The sequence below is a fragment of the Pseudomonas sp. Pseusp18 genome (assembly GCF_059506005.1).
Window position 1 is genome coordinate 5,058,187 of sequence record NZ_CP169240.1, and the last position, 19,449, is coordinate 5,077,635.

Genomic DNA, 19,449 nt, shown 5'->3' on the forward strand with positions numbered 1-19,449 from the left:
TGCGCCTCAATACCCGCGCGCGAAATCCACTTCCCCACGCAACGCTTCACCCGCCTGATACGCCCGCAGGTTCTCGACAAACAGCTTCACCATCGCCGGTGGCGAGGTCGGTGCCGAGCTGTGGCCGGTCAGCAGCAGGCCCCACGCGGTCCAGAACGGATGACGTTGCGGCAGTGGTTCCTGACGGCAGACGTCGATCACAGCCCCGGCCAGATGCCCTTCCTTCAAGGCTTCCACCAGATCCGCATCGACCACCGCAACGCCGCGCCCGACGTTGATGAACAACCCGGTCGCCTTGAACTGCTTGAACAGGGCAGCGTCATACAGGTCGTGCGTATTGGGGGTATTCGGCAGCAGATTGATCACGTAATCCACCTCACCGACCAGGCGCGGCAAATCGCTCAGCGCGCCGACTTCGACAAAGGGCGCCTGCTCCCGGGCGGTGCTGGCGATGCCGTATAACTCGACGCCAAACGGCAGCAGAAACTGCGCCACTGTCTGACCGATGTCACCGGTGCCGACAATCAGCACCTTGCGTCCAGCCAGGCTTTGACCCTGGCGATTGTCCCATTTGCGCTCGACCTGGCTGACCAGCCGCGCCAACACTTCGCGCTCGTGGCCGAGCATGTAAGTCAGCACATATTCAGCCATGACCTGACCGAAAATCCCTACCGCGCGAGTCAGCCGATAGTGCCGTGGCAAGCCATCGGCCAGCAGCGGCGTGATACCGGCCCAGGTCGACTGCAGCCATGCAGGCGTGTGGCCCTGACGCAACAGCGTCGCCAGCAGGTCCGGCTGACCGAGCCAGACCTGGCAGTCGGCGGCCTGACGGGCCAGTTCGGCGGAGTCGCCGCTGGTCAATACTTCCAGATCAGGCGCTGCCTGACGCAACAGTTGGGCATACACAGGGTGGTCGTGTTCAGCAATCAGAACGCGCATGTTTCAAACCTTTCAAAAACAGTGCAGACGACCGCCGACGGAGGATCACTCCATCGTCACGGCCATCGCCAAAATCATTCCAGTGTTTCATAAGGCTCTGAACAGAGCCTGTCTGCCGATTACATCGGGTCGTTGCGGCGCAGCAATTCTTCCGGCAAGTGTTCGATGTATTCATCCTCGGCCGGTGGCATTTGCAGGTGGTAGCCCTGCTTGTCGAGGTTCTCCAGTACTACAGCAATGTCTTCGCGCGACAGCTTGCGCTCGGGGGTCAACACCAGGTCGAAAGCGTGGATGGCTTTGCCGAAAGCCGCCATCAGGGGTTCAGGCACGCGCTCCAGTGCATCGCTTTTGAGCACATAGAGGTACATCCCGTTTTTCTTCGAGCTTCGATAAATCGAGCAAATACGTTTCAAGGCTGTTCTCCGGCGGTGGCCAGGCTGTCGAGCAGCGCCTGGCCCATCAATTCGCGGCGCCAGCCACGCAGCGAATCAGGCAATTGGTAAGGACCATTGGGGAAGCCGCTCTTGAGCAGCGCTTCCAGGGTTTTCTTGCGCAGCATCAGCTCCGGTGCGATGTTCAGGCGCTCGGCTTCGGCCTGGCCTATGGCACGCAGCTGTTTGACCAGCGCGGCGGCTTCCACCGGCAATGGCTCCGGCACCGCTGGCGGCCACTGATCAGGCGACACACTGCCAGAGCGCTTGATCAGATCAAGCAGAAATTCGCCGTCCTGACGCACGGTGCGCGGGTGCATGTCTTCGATTTTCGCCAGTGCGCCGAGGTTGTCCGGTTGGGTGCGTGCCAACGGCCACAGTGAATGTTCACGGATAATGCGGTTGCGCGGCAGATCACGGGCGCGGGCTTCACGCTCGCGCCAGGCGCAGAGTTCACGCAACACGGCGAGCTGGGCGCGGGACAGCTTCCAGGCCAGTTTGGCGTCGCGATAGACCTCGTACGGGTCGACCTCGCGCCGCAGATTGGCGACCAGCTCGGCACCGTCTTCCAGGACCCACGCGTATTTTTCGTCAGAAAGCTTCGGACGCAGCTGTACGAAAACCTCCGCCAGATGCACGGCATCTTCGGCCGCGTAACTGATCTGAGTCTCGGACAGTGGACGTTGCAGCCAGTCGGAACGGGTCTCGCCCTTCGGCAGGTCGATGCCGAGCACGTCCTGCACCAGCCGCGAATAGCCCATGGAGAAACCCAGGTTCAGGTAAGCAGCGGCCAGTTGGGTGTCGAACAGCGGCGCCGGCAGACTGCCGGTCAGACGCAGCAGGACTTCGAGGTCTTCGCTGCACGCATGCACGACCTTGACCACGGCCGGGTTTTCCAGCAACGCGGCCAGGGGCTGCCAGTTGTCGATGGTCAGTGGGTCAATCAGGTAAGCGCGTACGCCATCGCCGATCTGCAGCAGGCCTGCGATCGGGTAAAAGGTGTCGACCCGCATGAATTCGGTGTCGAGGGCAACGAATGGCAGCTGCTGCCACTCGGTGCAAAACTGACCGAGGCTATCGTTGTCGCGAATCCAGTGAATATCGATGGCCACACGGCTCTCCCTTGAAGAATGGCGCGCAGTATATATCGCCCCCGGCGATTTCCGCGCATTCACTGAACAAGAGCTTTAGCGAAAATACCTGCCGAACAGCAAGAATTGTCTGACAGTTGGAGACTAGCTGTCCTTACGCAACACGTAGACCCGCATCCGCGTGCAACCCGGTACCAAGTCCTGGTGACTGAGCAAGCAGAAACCCGCCTGCCTGAACTCGGCCTCAAGCTCGGCCTTGCTGGCCTGTGGCTGGGCCTGTGCGCCCTCCACGTCCGAACGCTCGAGCTTGAAACGCCCATCAACCCGCACCGCCACAATCACCGTATCGCGACTGACCCGGTGGAACTCGCGCAACATGGCCAATCGATGCTCGGGACAGGCGATGCGTTGAAACAGTTGCAGGCAAAAAATGCAGTCAACCGCATTCGCCGACAAGCCGATGGTGAAGGCTGAACTCTGAAAGGTCTTGATCCGTTTCAGCAGGTTCTGCGGATGGTGGGTGCTAGCATGATCGAGCATGTCCTGAGATGGATCGGTCGCGAGGATCACCCGGTTCGCATGCTCGGCCAGCACCGGCCAGAAACGCCCGACCCCGCAGGCCACATCAAGAATCAATCCCGGTTCGCCAGCGACCTGCAGCGCGTTACGCACCAATTGCTCTTCGCGCCAGAACGTCAAACGCCCCGCCAGGCCGCGCGGTCGCGGCTGTTTACAGACGCGGGCGTGTTCCTGATCGTAGCGCCGGGCGAACTCAAGCTCGAAGGCGGATGGGGGCTGCGCGGACATGTTTAATGGCTCTTGTTGGATGTTCCAGGCGCCGCAGATTAGCGGTCGTTACGTGAAAAAAAGGTCGTGTCGCTCATTTTTTGGCCAGCACACCGTCGCCCATTGCGCCGCGGCATCCGGCGAACATATCCAGCCCCGGGTTGTAGACCGTGCTGTTGACCTCCAGCAGACCGAGCATCGAATGGAACAGGTTGTCCTGGCTCAAGGGCTTTTCACGATTCTGCTGCAGGCAATGGGTGTCCACCGAGAACGACTTTTGATAGCTGTCGGAGAACCACGCCAGCATCGCTACATGCTTCTGTTGTTCCGGTGCGAGCATGTAAGGCGTGCCATGCAGGAACAGGTTGTATTCGCCCAGCGACTCGCCGTGGTCCGACAGATACAGCATCGCGGTATCGACTTTGCCCTGGTTGCTGCGCAACAGATCGATCAGGGTCGACAGCACGTGGTCGGTATACACCAGCGTATTGTCGTAGCCATTGACGATGCTTTCGCGACTGCAATTGTTCAGCGCATTGCTTTCACACACAGGCGTGAAGTGTTCGTACTCTTTCGGGTAGCGCTTGAAGTATTCCGGACCGTGACTGCCCATTTGGTGCAGGACCAGCACGGTGTCTTTATTCAGCGTGTCGATGAAGTGCTGCATGCCTTGCAGGAGAATTTCATCGCGGCACTCACTGTTGGCGCACAGCACCGGGTCTTTCAGGTCACTCACGTCGTCGACAGTGACCCGATCGCAGGTGCCTTTGCAGCCCGACTGGTTATCGCGCCAGATCACCTCGAGACCGGCACGCTTGAGCACGTCCAGCAGGCCTTCCTGGTTCTTCGCCTTGCTGGCGTCGTAATCCTTGCGGCCCATGTTGGAGAACATGCAGGGCACCGACACCGCCGTTTCCGTGCCGCACGAATGCACATCGGTGAAGGCAATCAGGCCGGATTCCTTACTCAGTTTCGGCGTGGTGTCGCGGTCATAACCCAGGATGCCGAAGTTCTCGGCCCGGGCACTTTCGCCCACTACCAGTACCGTCAGGGATTTACGGTCATGGGCCTGCCAGGCCGGTTTTTTCTGGGCATCTTCACCCAGTTTGGCGAATGGTTGCCGTGCAGACACCACTTGCTCACGCAGATAACCGAACGAGGCACCTATGTAGTTGCTCGGCACCACCATCAGACGCAATTCATGGTGATTGCGAAACAACGACGACAGGCCTTGATAGTTGACCAATGCGACACCGCCGATCACCGCAACCGACGCGACACTCACCAGCACTTTACTTAATAACTCACGGTGCCAGCGACGATAATTAACCGGGATTTTCCACAACAACCACGACGGCAAGACGCCGAGCAGCACGATATAAACAAACAGTTTTAGCGAGAGTAAGTCGCGTACTTCCGTGGCATTGGTTTCGGCGAAGTTACGCAACATACCGGCGTCGATCAGCACGCCATATTGGCTCATGAAGTACGCCACACCGGCACTGATCAGAAAGATCAGCGTCAACACGGGTTTCATCACGGGTCGGAATGCCAGCAAGGTCAGCACAATGTTGAAGGCCGCCAGGATCATCAGCCCGAACGCGACACGCATGACGATGCCTTGACCGTCTGCAGCGGTGATATCGAAGAGGTGTTGCCAGAGAACTAAATTGAACCCTGCCAATAGAAAGGCACTGGAAACCAACGTCACCCATTCGGGGCGCACGGCTTTGAACTTCAACATGTGATCGGCTGTTCCTGAAAAGAAGTGCCCGCGGCAAATGTGAAAATTTCATTGACCGAGACGCCACAAATCTTAATCAGTCAACCATCAATATTTCGTGAAAAAGAAGCCAACGAATAGTTGGCTTCTGGCATTAGGCCAAAACTTTCAATACTGGCGACCCGTTTCAAGCCTGATGCAGATACCAGCGCCAATCCTGCTCACCGACTTCGCCCATGAATTGCCGGTATTCGGCTCGTTTCACTGCCAGATAGACGCCAAGAAACTCACTGCCGAATGCTTCCCTGGCCCAATTCGAGCCTTCCAGCGCTCGTAACGTGGTCAACCAGTCGGTCGGCAACAATTGCGCAGCCTGGGCGTAACCGTTGCCCTCCACCGGCGCCCCGGGGTCAAGTTGCTCGCGGATGCCGCGATGAATACCGGCCAGGATCGCCGCCGCCGCCAGATACGGATTGGCGTCGGCACCACAAATACGGTGCTCGATATGCCGGGAGAATGCCGGCCCGCCGGGCACTCGCAAACTCACGGTGCGGTTGTCCACGCCCCAAGTGGCCGCCAGGGGTGCGTAGCTGTTGGTCTGGAAACGACGGTACGAGTTGGCATTCGGACAGAACAACAGCAACGCATCGAGCAATGTGGCGAGCATCCCGCCGACCGCGTGCTTGAGCAGCGGCGTGCCGTCCGAGGCCTCGCTGGCGAACAGGTTATTGCCGTCCTTGTCCGCCAGGCTGACATGCATGTGCATGCCGGTGCCGGCCAGATCATCGAACGGCTTGGCCATGAAACAAGCCGTCATCCCGTGCTTGTGCGCCACGCCCTTGACCAGCCGCTTGTAGCGCACGGCTTCGTCCATCGCCTGCAAAGCGTCGGTGCGGTGTTCGAGAGTGATTTCCACCTGCCCCGGCGCGTATTCGGAAATCGCCGTGCGCGCCGGAATGCCCTGGAGCTTGCAGGCACTGTAGAGGTCGGCCAGAAACGGCTCGATCTGTTCCAGTTCACGCAAGCCGTAGACTTGAGTCCCGCGTGGCCGCCCGCCATCGGCATCCCGCGCCGGTTGCGGCCGACCGTTGCCGTCGCGCTGCTGATCCAGCAGATAGAACTCCAGCTCCGCCGCCATCACCGGGTAATAACCTTCGGCCTGCAAGCCTTCGACGACCTTGGCCAGCAGGTGCCGTGGGTCGGCGATGGTTGCGGGCATGCCCTCTTGCGGATGCATGCTGACCTGCACCGCCGCCGTGGGAATCAATCGCCACGGCATGCGCTGCAAACTGCCGCTGACGGGATAAGCGCGGCAATCGATATCACCGACGTCCCAGACCAGACCGGAGTTTTCCACGTCATCGCCATTGATGGTCAGTCCCAGGATGGTACTCGGCAGTGGCCGACCGCTTTCATACACCGCCAGCAACTCATCGCGATGCAACAATTTGCCGCGTGGCACACCGTTATTGTCGAGGATGAACAGCTCGAACATTTCGATATCCGGGTTCTGTTCAAGAAACGTCAGGGCTTGTTCTTTCGTAGCGAAGGATGTCGTGGCACAGCTCATGGGAATTCTCGTCTATCCGCGTCAGGCAAACGCACAGGCGCCGCCGGGTTGATCCCGGCGCACAGCGCGGGACCTGTCAGAACAATCAGCGGGAGATGCAGGAATCCGGCGGGCGCGCGTGACGGCAGTGCCACAAGGCCCAGAAGGCGAGTTCGGAAGGGAGTGCGACTGGACAACCGTCCATAGAGAAGACCGCAGTAAACAGATGCGCAGCAGCGTCACACGGGCGGTTAAGCCGTTAAATCGGGATTTGAAGAACCTTGGGTGTGGATTGGCTAAACAATTGACTATTCGCGACCGGGGGATTAGGCGGGCGGTACAGTTATTTAATTTCTAAATACTGCTCCGGACTTTCTGATTTGCCGCCTCCAAGGCTCGCGCGCCTAATCGGCTCCTTGTTCCTGAAGGTCCGATTATGGAAAACGTTCGCGCAACCTCCCGCCCTGCCCTCTGGCTGATGTTCAGCATCATTCTTGTCGCCCTGAATCTGCGTCCGTCCATGGCCGCTGTCGGCCCGTTGCTGTCTGCCATTCGCGGTGACATCCCGCTGAATTTCAGCCTGGCCTCGCTGTTGACCATGCTGCCAGTCATGGCCATGGGACTGGCGATGTTCTTTGGTATCGGCATCAGTCAGCGCCTGGGCGAGCAGCGCACCGTAGTGCTGTCGCTGCTGATCATCGGCCTCGCCACGGTGTCGCGGTTGTTCCTTGATTCGGCGGCGGAACTGATCCTGAGCGCCGTACTGGCCGGCGTCGGCATTGCGCTGATTCAAGCGTTGATGCCAGCCCTGATCAAGTCCCGTTTCAGCGACAACGTTTCCGTGTGTATGGGTCTCTATGTGACGTCGATCATGGCTGGCGCGGCAATTGCGGCGTCATTCGCGCCGCTGGTGATGACCCGCACCGACAGTTGGCGAGTGGGGTTGGCGATCTGGGCGGCACTGGCGCTGGCGGCGTTGCTGTTCTGGTGCGTTCAACGCACGGGAATGCCGACATTGGGGGAAAAGTCGTCCCGCAAAGAATCTTTTTTCAGCAATTCCCGCGCCTGGTTACTCGCGATCTTCTTCGGCCTGGGCACGGCGTCCTACACCTGTGTGCTGGCCTGGCTGGCGCCGTACTACGTGGAAAAAGGCTGGAGCGAGCAACAGGCCGGCTTGTTGCTGGGCTTTTTGACGGCCATGGAAGTGTTGTCGGGGTTGCTGACACCCGCCATCGCCAACCGCAGCCGTGACCGGCGCCTGGTGCTGGTGGTGTTGCTGGCACTGATCATGGCCGGTTTTTGCGGGCTGATTCTAAGCCCACGACACCTGAGCCTGCTGTGGCCGTGCCTGCTGGGACTGGGCATCGGCGGGCTGTTCCCGATGAGCCTGATCGTGTCGCTGGATCATCTGGACAATCCCCAACGCGCGGGCGGGTTGACCGCCTTCGTGCAAGGCATCGGTTACCTGATCGCCGGCCTCTCGCCGCTGATCGCCGGGATGATTCGCGATCAACTGGGCAGTTTCGAATGGGCCTGGTGGTCACTGATGGGCGTCATGGCACTGATGATCCTGATGGTTCTGCGTTTCGATCCGCGGCATTACGCCAAACACATTCATTAACCCGGAACCCCCATCATGAAACGCACAGGTTTTGCTGCCGCTCACGTCGGCATGTTGCTATGGGCGCTGTTGATTGCCGTCTCGTTTTCCGCGGCAGCCCAGGTCAGCCAGGCCATCGACCCGATTCTGCTGACCGGGTTGCGCCTGTTGTGTTGCGCCCTGGTGTTTTTGCCCCTGCTGCTGTTCAAGGGCGATACCGCCATGACCGCCCGCGGCCTGCTCGGTCATGCCGTGCTCGGCATGCTGCTGGCGCTGTACTTCGGCTCGTTGTTTGAAGCACTGCGTTACACCTCGGCGGTGAACACCGGGACGATGTTCACTCTGGTGCCGTTGCTGACACTGCTGTTCGAAGCCATCCTGACACCCGACAGCCGCCTGAAACAACGCGTGTTGCCCATGCTGGTTGCCGCGGCCGGCGCCGTGCTGCTGGTATTGAAAGGCGCAGACCCCGGCGAACTGCCGTCGCTGTATGCGGTATTGGTGTATGCGGTCGGTTGCCTGGCAATGGCGCTCTACTCGCCCCTGAGTCAACGGCTCAAGGCCAACAGCCTCAAGGGGCGCGGTCCGGTGGGCATGACCTTCTGGAACATGCTGTTCGGCGCACTGTTTCTATTGGTGTTCTGTGGGTTCAGCGGCGGCTGGCGTTCGGCATTGTTGCTGAGCGCAAGCGATCTCTGGTGGTTGATCTACCTGGCACTGTTCGCCACCCTGGCGACTTTCTGGCTGCTGCATCGAGCCATTGGCGTGATCGCCCCTTCCTCAGTCATTTCCTACATCTACCTGAGCACCCTGTTCATCACACTGTTCCACTGGTTGTGGCTACGCCAGTCGCCACGCGCCCTGGAAATCATCGGTGCGTTGCTGGTGGGCGTCGGCATGTTGGCGCTGTTAATATCCAGCCGCGATGCGATGCCTGCACAGCAATCAGCGCTGAAGGCCTCTGGCCATGTTTCGGGGGATTGAATTCACAGGTCGTGTTCATAACACTATCTGTCCCACAACTGACCATGAAACATCCTACAAGGCATTCTCTTGGTACTATCGTTCCGCTAAGATCATTCGCACACGTTTGCGCACGGTCAGCGCAAGGAGCACAGCGAGACAGAACGGATGCTGAACAGTAACTTGCTTAGAAAGCTCGATATGCAAGACCTCATGGTGTTTGTCGCCGTGTATGAGCAAAGCAGCGTCACCGGTGTGTCGGAGGCACTTTGCGTCAGCCAGTCCACCGTGAGCTACTGCCTGAAAAAACTGCGCACCAGTTTCGAAGACGAGTTATTCATCAATACCCGCACGGGTATGCGCCCCACCTACAAAGCCAGCACCATGTATGCCCATGTGCTGAAGATTCTCGAAAGCATCAACCTGTGTCACGCCGGGACACCGACGTTCGATCCGACCTTGCAACCGGTCACCTTCAATATCTGCGCGCCGGAATACTTCGAGCAACTGGTCCTGCCGCGCCTGTTGAAGAGCTTCGATTTCGCCGACTTGCCAGTGATGGTCAACATGCACAAGTTCGAAACCGACATCCCGGCCGAAGAACTGCGCGACGGCAGCCTCGACCTGGTGATCTGTTTCGGCCCGGACTTTCATCGAAGCCACACCGACTTCAACTCCAGGCGGCTGCTGGAGGACGATCTGGTCTGCGTCTTCGACAAACGCGCCACGCCGCTGGAGCCGCGCTTGAGCCTGCAAGCGTTCACTGAACGTCGGCATGTGTTCCCGACGCCCTGGACGTCCACCACCAACATGGTTGACGGCTGGCTGGCTCAACAGGCCCACAAACGCCAGATTGTCGCGCGCTCCAACAGCTACAGCGCGGCACTGAAGATGATCACCGGCACCGACTTCATCCTGACCTTGCCCCGGCGCATCCAGCAATTGCTGGCCAATGAGGCGATCTTCAATCACTGCGAAGCGCCCAATGGTTTGCCGGGCTTCACCCTGAACATGCAGTGGAGTCAAAGCGTCGACCAGGACAGCGCCAACACCTGGCTGCGTGAGCAAGTGATCAAGGCCTGCGCCGAGCAGGAAATAGCCTGAAATTCAGAGGCCGATAGCAGTCTTGGTGTAGGACTCTCGATCGATGTCGATGATTTCCACACATAGCTGGACCTCAACACCGACCGGCCATTCGCACACATCCTGCACCACCGCCAGCAGGCTGTCTGATAACTGCTTCTTGATCTGCGGCGAGCGACCGCTCAACAACGACAGTTTTACATGCATGAACGCCCGCTCGCCCGGTGCGGTACCCACCCTGAAAGTCTCGACCTTCACCGCACGGGCCTTGATGTCGAACTCTTCAAACTGCCCCGAAGCGACCAGCGCGTTATTGAGTCGCATCAATGCCACATCGGCATTCAGTTCGGACAGGTTGGCGGTGTATTCCATGTGCAGGTGGGGCATGACGGGGTTCCTGAGGATTGGCAGAAAGGTCGTAGATATAACATAGAGCCGCCCTACTCACTGGACAGCGGAAGGATAGGACGCTCACTCATGAACGCCTCCAGACGCGAGCGCAGCCAGCGTTCGGCCGGATCGCTGTCGACATGGCTGAGCCAGACCATGGACAGGTCCAGGGTCGGCGTCTTGAACGGAAATGGCTCCTTGAACAGTTGGCCTGACGCGGCCATCGCCTCCGCCGTGTAATCCGGCAGGCTGGCGATCAAATCGGTGCCGGCGAGCAACGCTGGCAATGAGCTGTATTGCGGAACGGACAGCACTACGTGGCGCGTACGGCCGATCTCTGCCAGCCATTCATCGGCGTATCCACTGACATTGGCGGTGTGGGACACCAGCACGTGCGGCCGCGCGCAATATTCATCGAGGGTCAACGGAGTGTCCGATGCGTCTGCACGCAAAATACTGGGCTGGATATGTCGCAACAATTTGCGCTTGGCGTTGGCCGGCAAGCCACGGGTCTGGCTGATACCAACGGTGATATCGCCAGACGCCAGCAAGTCGGGAATGCGCCAGTAGTCGACATGCTGGACCACGAACACCACCTTCGGCGCTTCCTGGCGCAAAGAACGCAGCAGTGGCGGTAACAGACCGAACTCGACATCGTCCGACAGACCGATGCGAAACGTCATGGTGCTGCTGAGCGGATCGAAATCGTGGGTCAGGCTCAAGGCCACCGACAGCGAATCCAGTGCCGGCGACAGGTGCTGAATGATCTCCTCGGCCCGCGCTGTTGGCTCCATGCGATGGCCGACCCGAATGAACAGCGGATCGTTGAACATCGTCCGCAAGCGGTTCAGCGCCGCACTGATGGTCGGCTGACCGAGGAACAGCTTCTCCGCCACCCGTGTGACGTTGCGTTCGAGCATCAATGTCTCGAACACCACCATCAGGTTGATGTCGGCCTTGCGTAGTTCGTTGCGATTCATCCGTTGCACCCCGGTCCCCAAGACTGGCTGACAGTTTAGGGAGGTGTCGCGATCGGCGTCTATGCAGGTTGGCAAACGACCCGATCCATAAAAACCGAGGGCGCTCACAACTCAAGAGCGCCCGGCTAAAACGAAGCTGCCCTGACTGAGCAGCTTCACCGCCTGGAACCTATATCTCCTTGACCGGTGTCTGCTCTTGAGTCCCTTTGATCAAACCGATGGCATGCACGCAATCAGACTTGTTGACGTAAGCCTCCCCACTGGCAATCGTTTCATGATTCCCCGCCCGCAAACGCCAGCGCCATTGGCCCTTGCCGGTCTGTGAGGTGCCACGGGTTTGCCTGTAAATCTCAAAGTACATTGATCGCTCCTTGCGATGGCTGATTACGACAGATCAGTGACCTGCGAAACCAGAGTAGATGAGGATTTTTTGCGGCAACGTCTTTCAATGTCAGGGGATATTTCGAAGGAAAAACCTTGATTGCCGAAACGATCAATGAATACGGGGGACGGTAATTAGAACGACTTGGTGGAGTTACTTTTCCTGTGGACGGACATATCTTTCTTACATTGTTGTGCTGAATTTTCCGACACCAAAAACCCGGGGAAAAGCAGGACGGATGCGAAAGTGGTCTGATGGAAAAAGCTGTGCAAACGAAAAAGAAGCGACTCAAATCGATACTGATCTTGCCCTAGCTTTTGCGGCACCTGTGCGAGTAAAAATTTTGGAGATAAATTGGAGTTCATAGCCGTGAGCCACCATCCAAAACAAGTCTGATACAGTCAGCCTCGGTAAATTCGTTGACAGGAAGTCACACATGGCAAAGCCCGCCGCACGTATCACCGACCCCACCAGTTGCCCCATGCCCGGGCACGGCCCCAAAGCCATCGCCTCCGGTTCTCCTGATGTGTTCTTCGATGGACTTGCAGCCGCGACCAAAGGCGACACCTGCACCTGCGGCAGTACTTTAGCCTCGGCTGTGTCAGGTACCGTGTTCATCAATGGTAAGAATGCCGCACTGGTCGGCACTGTCGGCACCCATGGCGACGTCGTGATTGGCGGCTCGGGCACGGTGATCATTGGTGACTCCCATACGCCAGCACCGTTCATTCCGCCTACCCCGATGACCATCCACGGGAACTGGATCGGCTTTAAAATTCCCGCAACAGAGAGCTATGAAGGATTTGCCTGCACGGCTCACTTTGACGACGGGTCTTCAATGTCCGGGGTATTCGACTCAAATAACTCAGTCAAATTCTCCAATCCCACCGGAAAGGCTTGCCATACATTGGCATTCGCCCAGCACGAGAACACCTGCACAACCGCAGGTATCGACGGACTACTGAACGACATCTTGGGATAAGGATTTTCTCGTGACGGAACCAAACCTGGTAACCGGAAGCTATATCGTCAAAAGTGAACATACCCTCGATCAATCCCCCCTTGAGATGGCGGTTGCGGGTATGGAGGGAGCTGCAAGTCGTTTTTCCATCGATGCCATCAAAGACGAACGGGTCCGTGCAAGCTATGAGAAAAATATTCGACGAATGTCACAGCAGATATTTGCTGAGGTAAGAGCTGGCAACATCAGTGTTGAAGATGGCACAAAGTTCAGCAATGAGATGCGCAACAAGATCATGTTCGAACACCGAAAGCTTACATCTGCACAGGGCCTGGCCATCGTGCAAAAGAAGAAAAAAGCTGGCAGAACGCACACTGACGTTTTGAACGAAAAATCTCAAACCCAGTTTAATAAGAACTACGAGCAACTTTCAAAAGCACAACAAAAAGAAGTCCTGTACAGAGCACTAGAGCGCTCAGGCAGTGCCAATGCCAAGTTCACCTCCGGCACCAAAATCATGTCTGTCATGGGCAAGGTTGGCATCATCATGACGGCAGTGCTGGCCACCTACCAAATACTGAACGCTGACGACAAAGCCAAAGAAACGGCTCATCAAGCAACCATCTTGGGCGGCGGTGCAGCGGGAGGATTTCTTGCTGGCTTGGGCATTTCGGCTATTTGCGGTCCAGGAGCGCCTGCCTGCGCCATCGCCGTGGTGCTCATTGGAAGCATGGCCGGTGGCATAGCGGGCGGGATCGCTGCCGATACGTTCGACTCAGAGCTAGAGGAGCTGGCCCATTGGGACATATTCTGACCCCGGCAGAAAGAGCGCGCATTCAGATAGCGTTGGCAGAGGCATTTGTAGATAGCACTGTCGATTATGCCTCTATAGCGGAACGAATCCGGGGCTATGACCTGAAAGTCGTGGAGGACATCCTGTATTCAGAGGTAGCGCCTGTCTGTTTCGGCAACCTTGAGACGCCAGTCCCTCCTGTTTGGACAGGTTTCAAGGATGAGTGGCTACTGAGCGAAATAGAGAAGGAAATCAAAGCACGAGAGATCAGTGTGTTGCGACGCACATTCGACCTTCTAAAGGTTACGTGGCTACGTTACAGCTATAGGTACATTTGGAAGGAAATTATGAAATTTCATGATCTTCATATTTGACGTGTGCCTATCAAAACTAGCAGCCGCGCACCTAGGGCCATCGGGCATCATGATCGCTTATGAGCAATATGAGTTACTGGGGAAGGATGCGGCTCCATTTAGCGCATCAGCACTATGTTTGGGCCTTCTCCTTCATCGACGATGTAACCAAGCCAACCAACCTTCGCTCTTGCCCTAAAAATGCCCTAAACCAAAAAACCAGAAACGAAAAAGCCCCGTAGATTTTCATCTACGGGGCTTTTCTATGTATGGCGGAGAGATAGGGATTCGAACCCTAGGTACCGGTGAAGGTACAACGGATTTCGAATCCGTCCCATTCGGCCACTCTGGCATCTCTCCAACGGCGCGCATCATAACAGCACAATCGCCGGAAGCGAACCCCCTTTAGCGATTTTTTTCCGTGCTATCAGATGCTTGCGTCGATTAAAGCGGTACGCCCAGACGGTTGGCGACTTCTTCGTAGGCTTCGATGACGTCACCGAGGCCCTGACGGAAGCGGTCCTTGTCCATTTTCTTCTTGGTGGCCTTGTCCCACAGACGGCAGCCGTCCGGGCTGAACTCGTCACCCAGAACGATGGAGCCATCGGAGAACACGCCAAATTCGAGTTTGAAGTCGACCAGCAGCAGGCCGGCGTCGTCGAACAGTTTGCTCAGTACTTCGTTGACCTTGAGCGACAGTTCTTTCATGCGAACCAGTTGCTCGGCGGTGCCCCAACCGAATGCCACGACGTGGGATTCGTTGATGAACGGGTCGCCCTTGGCGTCGTCCTTCAGGAACAGTTCGAAGGTGTAAGGGTTGAGCTTCATGCCCTCTTCAACGCCCAGGCGCTTGACCAGGCTGCCGGCGGCGTAGTTACGTACGACGCACTCGACCGGGATCATGTCGAGTTTTTTCACCAGGCATTCGTTGTCGCCCAGCAGTTTGTCGAATTGAGTCGGCACGCCGGCTGCTTCGAGTTTCTGCATGATGAAGGCGTTGAACTTGTTGTTCACCATGCCTTTGCGGTCGAGCTGCTCGATACGCTTGCCGTCGAACGCCGAGGTGTCGTTGCGAAACAGCAGGATCAAGCGGTCAGCGTCGTCGGTCTTGTAAACCGATTTGGCTTTGCCGCGGTAGAGTTCTTCACGTTTTTCCATGATGGGCTCCGCTTGCTAAGTAGGTGGGCTAGGCGATGTGTCGCCAGTCGAGCCCTGAATCTTGATCGGCCAGTTGCAGCCAGTCCGGGTCGCACCCGAGGGTGTCGACAAAACATTGCCGGGCCAGCTGCGGCAGGTTGTTCTTGCTGCTCAGATGGGCCAGGACCAGGTGTTGCAGGCCTTGCCAGCCCAACTCGGCCACCAGGAATGCCGCCTGATGGTTGTTCAAATGTCCCAATTCACCGCCCACCCGCTGCTTGAGAAAGTACGGGTAGTGACCGCGAGCCAGCATGTCACGGCAATGGTTGGCCTCGATCATTAACGCATCGAGGTCCCGATAGCCGTCCAGCACCTTGTTGCAGTATGAGCCCAGGTCGGTCAGCAGGCCGAAACGCCGCTGACCGTCGCTGAAGACATACTGCGTCGGCTCCTGTGCATCATGGGCCACGGCAATGACGCCGATGCTCAGAGGGCCGATTTGCAGTTGCTCGCCGCCAGCCAGAAAGCCCGCGGGTTCAATCGGTTTGCGCATCCCGCGCAGGGTCCCGCGACTGAGGTAGACAGGCAGATTGTATCGCCGAGACAGCAAACCCACGCCATGCACGTGATCGGCATGTTCGTGGGTCACAAGTATCGCGCTCAACTGCGCAGGGTTTACCCCAAGGCGCAGCAGGCGTTTTTCGGTTTCCCGCAAGGAGAAACCACAATCCACCAGCACATACGTGTCATCGCTGGCTACCAGCGTGCCGTTCCCTTGGCTACCGCTGCCGAGAACGGCAAAACGCATGTGATCAGCCCAGGTTGTCCTGAATCACGGTCAACACTTTGCGCGCCACGTCTGCTGGCGCCACGGTGTTGATGTTTTTCTCGACGGTAACTTGTACGTTCTCGCCGACCTTGCTCAGGCGAACCTGATAACGCTCGGCGCGGGCTTCAACTTCTTCCTTGTTCGGCTTGCTGCCGAACAGGCTGCCGAAGAAACCTGGCTGCTCATCCTTCTTCTCGGCCTTTTCGGCGAGGTTGATGTAGTACAGGCCCAGGCTGCGGTTGATGTCTTCAACACGCCATTCGCCCTGTTCCAGCGCACGACCGACGCTCGACCAGGCACGATCCAGGTCGGTACCGACGTTGAGCACCGGGTTGCCACTGCCATCCTCGGTCAGGCTGACACGGCTTGGCGTGTCGAAATCACGCGAGGCCAGCATGGAGACCGAACCGCCCTTCTCCGAAGTGCGGCTCATGCTCGCGAGCATGTCGTCGACCAATGCTGCGTCCAGGCCGGTGTTGACCGAACGATTGGTGAAATCGACGTTGGCGGTGCTGCCGGCAGGACGCTCGGCGCTGACCACGTAGACTTCACTGGTGTTGCGCTGCACACCTGGCTCGATACGCACCCGCACGCGGGTTTCGCTGTCGGCGCCGACACCGGCCGCGCTCAGGCGCTTGGCCATGGCTGCGGACAGTTCGTCGGAATGCTGCCAGGTGGTAGTGAACTCACCGGTTTGCGGGCGCTGTTCGTCCAGACGGAAACCGTTGTCCTGGAAGAACTGCACGGCCACTGGCCAGACTTCGGCCGGTGGGTTCTGAGCCATGATCCAACGCGAATCGCCGCTCTTCTGCAAGGAGTAGGCGCTGATATCAGCCGCCGCCGACAGCGGCTGCGGACGAGGCACGACATATTCGCCCTTGGCTGTATCGTCAGCCACATTGCGCGGGATCGGCAACAGTGGATCCAGACGCTTGGAGGTGCTGACGTTTGGTGGCAGTTGCATCGGTGCAGTCTGTTGCGCTTCCAGGTAATCGCTACCACGGTCACGGAAGTAACCTTCCGGGCCCCAGATCCATCCGCAGCCACTGGTGCTGGAGATAATCAAGGCAAGTGCGGAAAGTCCGGCCATTCGCTTCATGCGTAGTACTTCCTCAATTAAACCAGGACGCCGGACTGGCGCATGGCCTGCCGCAGCGGTTCGTGACAGGCAGCACTGAGCCAGGTGAGCGGCAGACGGATACCGTCCGGCATCAGGCCCATTTCATGCAGCGCCCATTTCACGGGGATAGGGTTGGATTCGATAAACAAGGTTTTATTGAGCGGCATCAGCTTTTCGTGGATCGCCCGGGCTTTGACGGCATCACCGGCCATCGCAGCGGCGCACAGCTCGCTCATGGCGCGCGGCGCAACGTTGGCGGTCACCGAAATGTTGCCCTTGCCACCGAGCAGCATCAGCTCGACCGCGGTCGCATCGTCACCGGAGTAGACCAGGAAGTCGCTGCTCACGCCGGCCAGGATGTCCTTGGCGCGCTGCAGGTCGCCCGTGGCTTCCTTGATGCCGATGATGTTCTTCACGGTCGACAGGCGGATTACCGTCTCGGCCTGCATGTCGCACGCTGTACGACCCGGCACATTGTAAAGAATCTGCGGGATATCGACCGCTTCGGCGATGGCGCGGAAGTGCAGGTACAGGCCTTCTTGCGTCGGCTTGTTGTAATAAGGGGTTACCAGCAGGCACGCGTCGGCGCCAGCGTTCTTCGCGTTGGTCGTTAGTTCGATCGCTTCACGCGTCGAATTGGCGCCCGTACCGGCGATCACCGGAATACGCCCTGCAACCTGGGCAACCACGCGACGAATCACTTCGATGTGCTCGTTCACGTCAAGCGTGGCCGACTCACCCGTAGTGCCGACCGCCACGATGGCGTTGGTGCCCTCTTGCAGGTGGAAGTCCACCAGTTTGCTCAGGCTGTCCCAGTCGAGACGACCCTGTGCATCCATGGGTGTGACCAGTGCCACCATACTGCCCGCAATCATGCAACCGCTCCTGCCGGAAAAAGAGAGCGGTAATGGTACTGGCGCCAAGATGCTTGTACAAGCGAAGTACTGCGCTGCCGCCATTCCCCTTGGCGCTGCTTTTCGCTACCCTTCAGACTTTGATCGGTACTGATAAGCTCGTACGCCGGGTTCCAGCCTCCATTTTCGGCATCACAAGCCCCGATCCAGCGTTGCCACCCCTCGCTCTTGCCATACTGGAGCACGTTGCAACCTTCGGCTGGGGGTTTGTGAATTCGCATCCGCAGGCTCGTCCCCGGTAAAAATGCCCATAAACAGTATCGACCGCTCATCGCTTTAGGAATGCTGCATGTCCACCCCCACAGTTCGCGAACAATTCCTTGTCATCAGTGCCCTCGGCGCCAACCCCATGGAGCTGACTAACGTCCTGTGCCGCGCCAGCCATGAAAACCGCTGCGCCGTGGTCACCTCTCGCCTGACGCGTCATGGCGAATGCAGCGCGCTGATCCTCGAGATCTCCGGCAGCTGGGACGCCCTGGCGCGCCTCGAAGGCAGCCTGCCAGTGCTGGCCAAACGGCACGCCTTCACCGTCAACGTGGTGCGCAGCGCAGCCCTGGAGAACCGTCCCCAGGCCTTGCCGTACGTCGCCTACGTCAGCTCGGCCTACCGCCCGGACATCATCAACGAGCTGTGCCAATTCTTCATGGACCACAACGTCGAGCTGGAGAATCTGACATGCGACACCTATCAGGCTCCGCAGACCGGCGGCACCATGCTCAACGCCACGTTCACCGTGACCTTGCCGGCCGGCACCCAGATCAGCTGGCTGCGTGACCAGTTCCTGGATTTCGCCGACGCCATGAACCTGGACGCACTGATTGAACCGTGGCGCCCACAAAACCCAATGTAAGGAAGCTTTCATGGCCGTAGCCATCGACCAACCGGTTGCCGACTTCGAAGCACCCGCCACCAGCGGGCAGACCGTCAGCCTCGCGGCCCTCAAAGGCAAGCAAGTGGTGATTTACTTCTACCCGAAGGACAGCACGCCGGGTTGCACCACCGAAGGCCAGGGTTTTCGCGACCAGTATGCGGCGTTCAAGGCGGCCAACACCGAGGTGTTCGGCCTATCTCGCGACAGCCTGAAGTCTCACGAAAACTTCAAGTGCAAGCAGGAGTTCCCCTTCGAGCTGATCAGCGACAAGGACGAAGCCATCTGTCAGCTGTTCGACGTGATCAAGCTTAAAAAGCTCTACGGCAAGGAATATATGGGGGTTGATCGCAGCACGTTCCTGATCGACAAGGATGGCGTGCTGCGTCAGGAATGGCGCGGCGTGAAGGTGCCGGGGCACGTGGATGCGGTTTTGTCGGCTGCTCAGGCGCTGAACAAGGCCTGATTTTTTGGGCGTCTATTCGGACGCCTTCGCGGGAAAGCCCGCTTCCACTGGGATGGTATGAACCCTGTGGGAGCGGGGCTTGCCCGCGAAG

General features: G+C 58.3%; 21 protein-coding genes and 1 tRNA gene. 8 read left to right on the forward strand and 14 right to left on the reverse strand.

Features of this window, described 5'->3' with window-relative positions:
• Positions 1-6 precede the first annotated feature (6 nt).
• The 6 genes from ACEN9A_RS22550 to ACEN9A_RS22575 form a co-directional block, all read right to left on the reverse strand.
• Complete coding sequence (locus tag ACEN9A_RS22550) at positions 7-939, reverse strand: D-2-hydroxyacid dehydrogenase (protein WP_018926763.1); 933 nt, start codon at positions 937-939, stop codon at positions 7-9.
• 119 nt (positions 940-1,058) lie between these two features.
• On the reverse strand, positions 1,059-1,352 hold the full coding sequence (locus ACEN9A_RS22555; RefSeq protein ID WP_258670774.1) for a YcgL domain-containing protein: 294 nt from the start codon (positions 1,350-1,352) through the stop codon (positions 1,059-1,061).
• A complete protein-coding gene (gene rnd / locus ACEN9A_RS22560; RefSeq protein WP_064619698.1) occupies positions 1,349-2,482 on the reverse strand; it encodes a ribonuclease D in 1,134 nt (377 codons plus the stop codon). The genes ACEN9A_RS22555 and rnd overlap by 4 nt, the downstream gene beginning before the upstream one ends.
• A gap of 123 nt (positions 2,483-2,605) precedes the next feature.
• A complete protein-coding gene (locus tag ACEN9A_RS22565; RefSeq protein ID WP_019580826.1) occupies positions 2,606-3,268 on the reverse strand; it encodes a class I SAM-dependent methyltransferase in 663 nt (220 codons plus the stop codon).
• Positions 3,269-3,341: 73 nt separating this feature from the next.
• Positions 3,342-4,991, reverse strand: coding sequence for a phosphoethanolamine transferase (locus ACEN9A_RS22570; protein WP_019647997.1), 1,650 nt, complete (start codon positions 4,989-4,991; stop codon positions 3,342-3,344).
• 166 nt (positions 4,992-5,157) lie between these two features.
• Complete coding sequence (locus ACEN9A_RS22575; protein WP_258670779.1) at positions 5,158-6,540, reverse strand: glutamine synthetase family protein; 1,383 nt, start codon at positions 6,538-6,540, stop codon at positions 5,158-5,160.
• A 415-nt stretch (positions 6,541-6,955) separates the two neighbouring features.
• Between ACEN9A_RS22575 and ACEN9A_RS22580 the strand changes: the two genes are divergently transcribed.
• The 3 genes from ACEN9A_RS22580 (at position 6,956) to ACEN9A_RS22590 (ending at position 10,186) form a co-directional block, all read left to right on the forward strand.
• A complete protein-coding gene (locus ACEN9A_RS22580; protein WP_258670781.1) occupies positions 6,956-8,140 on the forward strand; it encodes a cyanate transporter in 1,185 nt (394 codons plus the stop codon).
• 15 nt (positions 8,141-8,155) lie between these two features.
• Positions 8,156-9,103 carry a DMT family transporter gene (locus ACEN9A_RS22585; RefSeq protein WP_019647994.1) on the forward strand — a complete coding sequence of 316 codons (948 nt, stop codon included), beginning with the start codon at positions 8,156-8,158 and terminating at the stop codon, positions 9,101-9,103.
• 147 nt (positions 9,104-9,250) lie between these two features.
• The gene (locus ACEN9A_RS22590) at positions 9,251-10,186 is read left to right on the forward strand and encodes a LysR family transcriptional regulator (protein ID WP_258670784.1); all 936 of its coding nucleotides are present in this window, start codon (positions 9,251-9,253) and stop codon (positions 10,184-10,186) included.
• Between the two features lie 3 nt (positions 10,187-10,189).
• On the opposite strand, the gene ACEN9A_RS22595 is transcribed toward ACEN9A_RS22590, so the two are convergent.
• The 3 genes from ACEN9A_RS22595 to ACEN9A_RS22605 form a co-directional block, all read right to left on the reverse strand.
• A complete protein-coding gene (locus ACEN9A_RS22595; RefSeq protein ID WP_019647992.1) occupies positions 10,190-10,552 on the reverse strand; it encodes a 5-carboxymethyl-2-hydroxymuconate Delta-isomerase in 363 nt (120 codons plus the stop codon).
• A gap of 53 nt (positions 10,553-10,605) precedes the next feature.
• The gene (locus tag ACEN9A_RS22600; protein WP_019647991.1) at positions 10,606-11,535 is read right to left on the reverse strand and encodes a LysR substrate-binding domain-containing protein; all 930 of its coding nucleotides are present in this window, start codon (positions 11,533-11,535) and stop codon (positions 10,606-10,608) included.
• A gap of 169 nt (positions 11,536-11,704) precedes the next feature.
• Positions 11,705-11,896: a YegP family protein gene (locus tag ACEN9A_RS22605; protein WP_007941456.1), complete on the reverse strand. Its 192-nt coding sequence runs from the start codon at positions 11,894-11,896 to the stop codon at positions 11,705-11,707.
• A 457-nt stretch (positions 11,897-12,353) separates the two neighbouring features.
• Between ACEN9A_RS22605 and ACEN9A_RS22610 the strand changes: the two genes are divergently transcribed.
• From ACEN9A_RS22610 to ACEN9A_RS22620, 3 genes are read left to right on the forward strand one after another with little or no spacing between them, the layout of a single operon-like run.
• Positions 12,354-12,899, forward strand: a complete 546-nt coding sequence (locus tag ACEN9A_RS22610; protein ID WP_019647990.1) for a PAAR domain-containing protein — start codon at positions 12,354-12,356, stop codon at positions 12,897-12,899.
• 10 nt (positions 12,900-12,909) lie between these two features.
• Positions 12,910-13,692: a hypothetical protein gene (locus ACEN9A_RS22615; protein WP_019647989.1), complete on the forward strand. Its 783-nt coding sequence runs from the start codon at positions 12,910-12,912 to the stop codon at positions 13,690-13,692.
• Positions 13,677-14,045, forward strand: coding sequence for a DUF7079 family protein (locus ACEN9A_RS22620; RefSeq protein WP_258670792.1), 369 nt, complete (start codon positions 13,677-13,679; stop codon positions 14,043-14,045). The genes ACEN9A_RS22615 and ACEN9A_RS22620 overlap by 16 nt, the downstream gene beginning before the upstream one ends.
• Positions 14,046-14,294: 249 nt before the next feature.
• On the opposite strand, the gene ACEN9A_RS22625 is transcribed toward ACEN9A_RS22620, so the two are convergent.
• The 5 genes from ACEN9A_RS22625 to dapA form a co-directional block, all read right to left on the reverse strand.
• Positions 14,295-14,384 (reverse strand) — tRNA-Ser (locus ACEN9A_RS22625).
• An 84-nt stretch (positions 14,385-14,468) separates the two neighbouring features.
• Positions 14,469-15,182 (reverse strand): phosphoribosylaminoimidazolesuccinocarboxamide synthase, encoded by a 714-nt coding sequence (gene purC / locus ACEN9A_RS22630; RefSeq protein ID WP_018926775.1) that lies wholly within the window; start codon positions 15,180-15,182, stop codon positions 14,469-14,471.
• A gap of 28 nt (positions 15,183-15,210) precedes the next feature.
• Positions 15,211-15,969, reverse strand: coding sequence for an MBL fold metallo-hydrolase (locus ACEN9A_RS22635; protein WP_019580834.1), 759 nt, complete (start codon positions 15,967-15,969; stop codon positions 15,211-15,213).
• A gap of 4 nt (positions 15,970-15,973) precedes the next feature.
• Positions 15,974-17,089: an NlpB/DapX family lipoprotein gene (gene bamC / locus ACEN9A_RS22640; protein ID WP_018926776.1), complete on the reverse strand. Its 1,116-nt coding sequence runs from the start codon at positions 17,087-17,089 to the stop codon at positions 15,974-15,976.
• A gap of 17 nt (positions 17,090-17,106) precedes the next feature.
• On the reverse strand, positions 17,107-17,985 hold the full coding sequence (gene dapA / locus ACEN9A_RS22645; protein WP_007941448.1) for a 4-hydroxy-tetrahydrodipicolinate synthase: 879 nt from the start codon (positions 17,983-17,985) through the stop codon (positions 17,107-17,109).
• Positions 17,986-18,313: 328 nt separating this feature from the next.
• Between dapA and ACEN9A_RS22650 the strand changes: the two genes are divergently transcribed.
• Together ACEN9A_RS22650 and ACEN9A_RS22655 are read left to right on the forward strand one after the other, a co-directional pair.
• A complete protein-coding gene (locus ACEN9A_RS22650) occupies positions 18,314-18,874 on the forward strand; it encodes a glycine cleavage system transcriptional repressor (protein WP_007898662.1) in 561 nt (186 codons plus the stop codon).
• Positions 18,875-18,884: 10 nt separating this feature from the next.
• Positions 18,885-19,358 carry a peroxiredoxin gene (locus ACEN9A_RS22655; RefSeq protein ID WP_019647987.1) on the forward strand — a complete coding sequence of 158 codons (474 nt, stop codon included), beginning with the start codon at positions 18,885-18,887 and terminating at the stop codon, positions 19,356-19,358.
• Positions 19,359-19,449 lie beyond the last annotated feature (91 nt).